This is a genomic window from Stenotrophomonas sp. PS02298, assembly GCF_029959445.1.
Classification (GTDB): domain Bacteria; phylum Pseudomonadota; class Gammaproteobacteria; order Xanthomonadales; family Xanthomonadaceae; genus Stenotrophomonas.
The window spans coordinates 1-5,939 of sequence record NZ_JASCOR010000215.1; the positions used below are offsets into that span (position 1 = coordinate 1).

The 5,939-nt window shown below is 59.4% G+C and carries 8 protein-coding genes; 3 read left to right on the forward strand and 5 right to left on the reverse strand.

The window, feature by feature from the left end; genetic code table 11:
• Positions 1-397: 397 nt before the first annotated feature.
• The 5 genes from QMX78_RS19655 to QMX78_RS19675 form a co-directional block, all read right to left on the reverse strand.
• On the reverse strand, positions 398-715 hold the full coding sequence (locus tag QMX78_RS19655) for a DUF440 family protein (RefSeq protein WP_282272757.1): 318 nt from the start codon (positions 713-715) through the stop codon (positions 398-400).
• 110 nt (positions 716-825) lie between these two features.
• On the reverse strand, positions 826-1,254 hold the full coding sequence (locus tag QMX78_RS19660; RefSeq protein ID WP_282272759.1) for an SseB family protein: 429 nt from the start codon (positions 1,252-1,254) through the stop codon (positions 826-828).
• A 101-nt stretch (positions 1,255-1,355) separates the two neighbouring features.
• Positions 1,356-1,628: a hypothetical protein gene (locus QMX78_RS19665; protein ID WP_282272761.1), complete on the reverse strand. Its 273-nt coding sequence runs from the start codon at positions 1,626-1,628 to the stop codon at positions 1,356-1,358.
• Between the two features lie 391 nt (positions 1,629-2,019).
• Entirely contained in the window at positions 2,020-2,544 is a 525-nt protein-coding gene (locus QMX78_RS19670) for a hypothetical protein (RefSeq protein ID WP_282272763.1), read from the reverse strand.
• Positions 2,545-2,866: 322 nt separating this feature from the next.
• Positions 2,867-3,790, reverse strand: a complete 924-nt coding sequence (locus QMX78_RS19675) for a LysR family transcriptional regulator (RefSeq protein WP_282272765.1) — start codon at positions 3,788-3,790, stop codon at positions 2,867-2,869.
• Between the two features lie 107 nt (positions 3,791-3,897).
• Here QMX78_RS19675 and QMX78_RS19680 point away from each other — a divergent pair, with 107 nt between their 5' ends.
• The 3 genes from QMX78_RS19680 to QMX78_RS19690 all read left to right on the forward strand — a co-directional run.
• Positions 3,898-5,409, forward strand: coding sequence for an FAD-binding protein (locus QMX78_RS19680; RefSeq protein ID WP_282272767.1), 1,512 nt, complete (start codon positions 3,898-3,900; stop codon positions 5,407-5,409).
• 2 nt (positions 5,410-5,411) lie between these two features.
• Complete coding sequence (locus QMX78_RS19685) at positions 5,412-5,603, forward strand: hypothetical protein (RefSeq protein ID WP_282272769.1); 192 nt, start codon at positions 5,412-5,414, stop codon at positions 5,601-5,603.
• Positions 5,604-5,682: 79 nt separating this feature from the next.
• The coding region (locus QMX78_RS19690) for a hypothetical protein (RefSeq protein WP_282272771.1) at positions 5,683-5,939 on the forward strand (257 nt) is incomplete at its 3' end.

The following is a 5,939-nucleotide window of genomic DNA, read 5'->3' on the forward strand; positions in this document are numbered from 1 at the left end:
GGAACGACCGAAGAAGATCTTGGGCGGCCTGACACCGGCCGCCTATGCCCAACAGTTGGCGGCCAAAGCCGCTACGATTAAATCTGGACTCTAAAGGGCCCCGCTACTGAAAGCGGGGGGACGTCGGCGCGTGAGCTGCCCGGAAGATGGCGCGGACAGACCAAGTAGATGGAGTTGGACCAATAGAAGGCGATTGTTCCCCGCGTGTGAATGCATGGGCGGAGTACGAACAGTCCACGCCTAGCTCGCCCGACAGGCGCACGATCTCTGGAACCGCTGCAACGGTTAAGACGGCTAATAGCTCGCTGGGATTTGCCATGAATTCGTCCGAAGCTGTCATTGGGCCTAACTCTGGAATTAAGCCGACCCGCGAAGCGGGTTCGGCTTGAATGAATTGTTAGGTGCCAGCCCGGCCGCCAAGAGGCAACCAGCGGTCACCGGGCTCCCAAACGATATGGCAGAAGTCCTTGGACATATCGCGGCATATCAACGCCATAGCAAAGATGTTGGGTGCTTGGCCCGAGTCAACGGCCACCCCGACGTTAACTTGATAGTACATGTCCGCTGCGGGAGTAAAACCCACGAATTGCTCCCACTCTGATGATGGGTATTTGCCTGCAACGTACAGATACCGGCCCACCTCCGCTTTCATCTCAGCGTAGCGCTGAGGAGAGAGGTGCTCCTCGGCTTGGTTGTAAATCATCTCCTCGGCCATGAAGGTGGCCGTGTTGATTCCGTGCCTCTTAGGCCTGCTAGTCATCTGTACCTGGCACCTAACTCTGGAATTAAGCCGCGCCGCGTAGCGGCTTCGGCTTGAATGAATTGTTAGGTTGCAACCGCTGACGCTTGCAACCGAGTTTTTAGATTTGCTACAGCCTCAGGTGTCAGTTCAAGTCCGACCGTGTGGCCGGGGTTGATGACAATGCCGACGCCGCTAGCAATGCCGCGAAGTAGCCACTGGAATTGTGTGGCCATGCCGAACTCGAACTGGGGAAGTTGCTTGTGCCAAGAAGTGGAGCGCTCAGGAGCCGTGAACATGGCAAAAACCGGAGAGCCAGCGGCATTTGACAGAACCAAAGGAGAAGCTGAGTTGTCCCACACGCCACTCGGCCCAGGATCTTTGTCTAGAAGCACGACAACTTGGGCAGCCAGCAATCCATCCAGAAACTCAGAGGCGGGGATGCGGCCCAATTGCGTTTGTAGTAGCTGGGTCTCAAGGTCGTTCGCCGGCACAAAGCTTTGCTGGGCCTCCATCATTCTCTCCATTGCAACCTAACTCTGGAATTAAGCCGACCCGCGAAGCGGGTTCGGCTTGAATGAACTGTTAGGCGCCAAGCTGGCTGAAGTACGAAAGCTCATGGCTCTTCCATTGGGAAGAACAGATAGTCAGTGTCTGACATAAGATGCTGGAGCTGGTGGACGACTTTGACGGTGATGGTTGATGGCGCCGCGACGATACTAGAGGCTGTGCCAAAAAAAAGAGGATCCGCTCTTACAGCGTCAACTGCTTGCGCCGCAGCCGCCTCCTCGTTTATCGCCTCGATACCTTTGGTGATAAAGAAGCCCTGCAAGGCTGGCTGCCCGTTAATCAGGAAATTCTCTCCCATCAGGAAGACCGCGAAGTTCATGCTCTTCCTTCTGACATTGGCGAACTTCGATCCATGGCGCCTAACTCCGGAATTAAGCCGACCCGCGCAGCGGGTTCGGCTTGAATGAACTGTTAGGCGCCATCCAGGCTGCTGTACCTCTAGCCACGAGCAACGATCTCCTTGAGCTCAGTACTGATGTTGCCGCCACATCTGGTGCAAACGCCGTCAACGAAAATGCGACCATGGATCTCGTACTCCACAGGGTTATCAAGGCCAACATCTGCTTCACCGCAAGCTTCGCACCAAGCGTTATCGCAGATGGACTGCTGGTCGATAGGGCTTCTAGTGAAGAAGTCTCTTGCAATCCGCATATGGCGCCTAACTCTGGAATTAAGCCGCGCCGCGAAGCGGCGTCGGCTTGGACGAATTGTTAGGCCTTAGCCCGGCAAGCACGGACATAGACCTGCGTGGTGGCGTGGGTATCTCGCTCTAGGAGCGCTACAGCTGCAGCCAGGTCCGCGTCCAGCCGTGGAACCTTGGAGATAAACCATGCTACCCGCCACCGAACCTCCGGATCTGAGTGCGTGGCCAGCGCCGTCAGTGGAACGCCGAGATCAGCGAAGAGCGCTGGCCGCGTTCCCATGAGGTAGAGCACCGTGGGAAGAAAAGCGCACGATGGGTCGAGCAGCGCTGTAGCTACCAGGGGCTTGGTGAGTTCCGACGCCAGTTGGGCATCAGCTACGAATTGCACCACCCAGTCTCTGGTGCCAGGGACGCGGTTGCTGTGCCAGAGATCGACTAGCACCCCCAGATTTTCTGCGACCATTTTCCGCGACAACGGGTGATCGTCGAAGTGGCCTGGTTCAAGCGACTGGAAGTAGGCGATTGCCCGAGCTATCTGGCTCGGATCGCCAGAAGCGAACAGGGCGAATGCCTCCCGGTCTTTCTTCAGCATGCTGTGAGACTCCACCTAAGGCCTAACTCTTAGTAGACCGCCTAAACGCGGTGTAAAGCTGAGTATGCCCATTTTCGGGCTGCTTTGAAACGGGAATGGTTTTCCGTATAAACAATGGCTTGCAACATGCGGCGCGGCTTGCGATCACCTCCTCCCTCCCTGTTTAGGATCGTTTGTTTACGGTTATATTGAATAGACCCCTTTCCCGTCGGGCGTATTGGCGCTTGGAATGTCGTGATCGCGATGATTCCTCCGTCGGTCCATCCAGGCCGCGTGACGAATCCGGAGTTGACCAAGTGCTCCGCCACGCTTGCTCAAGCCCTTACTCCACTTCCCGCACCCGCGCCAACTCCGCCGCATTCCGCAGCGCTTGTAGGAATCTCGCCAGTGGCGCGTTTTGCGGCTCGCCGTCACGCGTGTAAACCATCACCGGCCGCTGCCAGGAAAACCCTGGTGCATCCAGTTTCACCCACTGTCCGGCAAGCAGCTCTGCCTGCGCCAGACGGCTGGGCAACAACGTGAGATAGCCGCCGTCACGAATCATCGCGCGCATGAATTCCGGGGAACCACTTTCCATCGTGTTGAGCGGGGGCTCCAGCCCTGCTTCATGGAAGCGCTGGCGGAACGCGCCTTCCACCGCGCCGAGGCGACGGCCGAAAATCCATGCCTGCTCCAGCAATTGTGCCGGCGTGATGGCGCGTTGCCGCGCCAGCGGGTGACGCACGCTGGCGAGTACGCGGTACTCGTCGTGCATCAGCACTTCGCTCTTGATGCGCGGGTCGGGGTCGCCATCGCCAAAGGTGTGCAGGGTGACTACCGCATCGAGTTCGCGCGCCAGCAGGCTGGGCAGCAGTTCGGGCAGGATGCCGCTGCTGACGTGGATGCCGATCTTCGGCCAATGCCGGCGCAGGGCCAGCACCGCCGGCGCCACCAGCGAGCCGGCGGTACTGGGGCCGGTGCCGATGCGTACTTGCCCTTCGGCGCCGGTCTGCAGTTCCTGCAGGCGGTCCTCGAAGCGGCGCACCGCGTCGTGGGCAGGCTGGGCGTGTTCCATCAGCAGGCGGCCGACGTCGGTGAGCCGGGCCTCGCGGCTGCCGCGCTCGAACAGGCGTGCGCCCAGCTGTTGCTCCAGTGCCTGGATGCCCTTGCTCAGGGCTTGCTGGGTGCGGCCGGTGGCCGCGGCGGCGCGGGTAAAGCTGCCGTGTTCGACCACGGACAGGAAGTAGCGGAGCTGGCGGAGGTCCATGGCGGCACGAGGTAACAACCAATGGTTGTGGATCGTACTCGAATTGGTTGGCGGTAATCGGGGCAGGGCATCGATAGTCGGCTGATCGCATCTCCCGGAGGGGAACCATGGCCAGCCGCAACGCCGTCAAACAGTGGGACCAGCAGTACGACCTCGTCATCGCCGGCTTTGGTCTGGCCGCCATGTGTGCCGCCATCGAGGCGCACGATCTGGACCCGAACCTGTCCATTCTTATTCTGGAAAAGGCCAATGAGGCTGAAACCGGTGGCAACAGCCGCGTTGCCGGGCAGTCGTTGCTGATCACCAGGAACGCCAAGGTGCTGGCCGAGTACCAGCGCAAGATGAGCGTAGCCAACCCGATCCCGGAGGACATGCTGGTGCCGTGGTCAGAGGCCATGGAAGCGCTGGAACCTTGGATCCAGGAGCGTGCGGCCCAGGCCGGTGCGCAGTTCATCCACGGCACCGGCTTCTCCGAGCGTGATGTGGTGCTGGAGTTCCCGGAGTTCGGTGCGCGTGAGGCCGTGCATTGCACCGCCACCATCCTGCCGATCCCATCCGGCGTGTACCTCGCTTTCCGCGAGAATATCCGCCTGCGCCCGCGCATCCAGATCGCCTATGAGTCTCCGCTCAAGGATCTGGTGCAGGACCCGGATACGCTGGAGGTATTCGGCGTCATCGCCGAGCAGAACGGCGAGCGCGTGGCCATCCGTGCCAACAAGGGTGTGGTGATGGCGACCGGTGGCTTTGAGGCCAACCTGGACATGCAGCGCAATTACTTTGGTCTGGCCAACCCGGCACCGCTGGGTACGCCGCACAACACCGGCGACGGCATCAAGATCCTGCAGAAGGCCGGTGCGGATCTGTGGCATATGCGTAACCAGGGCCAGTCCGGTGGCATCTGGCCGGGCTTCAAGCCGGAAGGTTTCGTCAATGGCTTCCTGCGCAACTTCTTCTGGCAGAGCTTCAGCTGGATCGAGGTGGATGCGAACACCGAGCGCTTCTACAACGAAACTGCAGAATTGCAGCTCACGCACTACAAGGAAAAGAAGCACGGACATTGGGTGGACACCCCGCATTACCGTGCGCAACCGGTGCATATGATCTTTGATGCCATCACCTGCCAGTACAACAAGCTGGTGGTTGAAGTGATGAGCTGGAACCCGGTGGTACGTGGATACAAGTGGTCAGATGACAATTCGGTGGAAGTGGAGAAGGGGTGGATCCAGAAGGCCGATACGCTGGAAGAGTTGGCAGCGCAGATCAACCGCGATCCGGCCAAGCTGCGTGCCGAGGTTGAGCGCTACAACGCGGCCTGTGCAGGGAGGAATGATGCCGATTTCGGGCGTAACCCCGAGACCTTGTTTCCGATCGCGCAGGCGCCGTTCTATGCCATGCGGATTGATCCGGTGATCGTGTGCACGGGCGGTGGCGCGCGACGCAACATCAAGTCCGAGGTGTTGGACCATGGTGGCAAGCACATCCCGCGTCTGTATGAAGCCGGTGAGATGGGGTCGATGTTCTCCGACCTCTATCAGAATGGTTCGTACCTTACCGAGGCAATGATCTCTGGACGCGCTGCGGGTCGCGAAGTCGTAGGCCTTGGCAACTGGGAGGCTTGAGCATGAAAGTTGCTACCCCCGCGATGAAGCTGGATGTGCGCATCAATGACGTGAAGGCCGAGGAAGGGCTGCTGGTGATGGACGGTGTTGCGGGCATGCTGCCGTGCAAGACCAGTCTGACGCCGGCTGAGTTTCGACAGATGATGAAGCTGGCGCTGCGGCCGAGTGTGTTGGCGTTGTTGTTCAAGAAGTAAGGCGGAAGCCGTTGCTTGAAGCCTTGCTTGAAGCCTTGCTTGAAGCCCCTCTCCCGCCGGGAGAGGGGTTGGGGAGAGGGTGAGGTACGAAGCACCTTGCAAAAGCCAAAAAAGCAAAAGCCCCCTCATCCGCCCCTTCGGGACACCTTCTCCCGCGAGCGGGAGAAGGGATAGGAGCCAAAGCCAAAAGCTAAAGCCAAAGCCAAAGCCAAAGCCAAAGGCAAAGCCAAAGGCAGAGGCAGAGGCAAAGGCAAAGGCAAAGGCAAAGGCAAAGGCAAAGGCAGAGGCAAAGGCAAAGGCAGAGGCAAAGGCAGAGGCAAAGGCAAAGGCAGAGGC

What these genes read in the sequence shown, in the direction of transcription:
- QMX78_RS19685 (WP_282272769.1), top strand. Translation starts at nt 5,412, where the DNA reads ATGAAAGTTGCTACCCCCGCGATGAAGCTGGATGTGCGCATCAATGAC.
- QMX78_RS19660 (WP_282272759.1), bottom strand. Translation starts at nt 1,254, where the DNA reads ATGGAGGCCCAGCAAAGCTTTGTGCCGGCGAACGACCTTGAGACCCAG.
- QMX78_RS19665 (WP_282272761.1), bottom strand. Translation starts at nt 1,628, where the DNA reads ATGAACTTCGCGGTCTTCCTGATGGGAGAGAATTTCCTGATTAACGGG.
- QMX78_RS19655 (WP_282272757.1), bottom strand. Translation starts at nt 715, where the DNA reads ATGGCCGAGGAGATGATTTACAACCAAGCCGAGGAGCACCTCTCTCCT.
- QMX78_RS19670 (WP_282272763.1), bottom strand. Translation starts at nt 2,544, where the DNA reads ATGCTGAAGAAAGACCGGGAGGCATTCGCCCTGTTCGCTTCTGGCGAT.
- QMX78_RS19680 (WP_282272767.1), top strand. Translation starts at nt 3,898, where the DNA reads ATGGCCAGCCGCAACGCCGTCAAACAGTGGGACCAGCAGTACGACCTC.
- QMX78_RS19675 (WP_282272765.1), bottom strand. Translation starts at nt 3,790, where the DNA reads ATGGACCTCCGCCAGCTCCGCTACTTCCTGTCCGTGGTCGAACACGGC.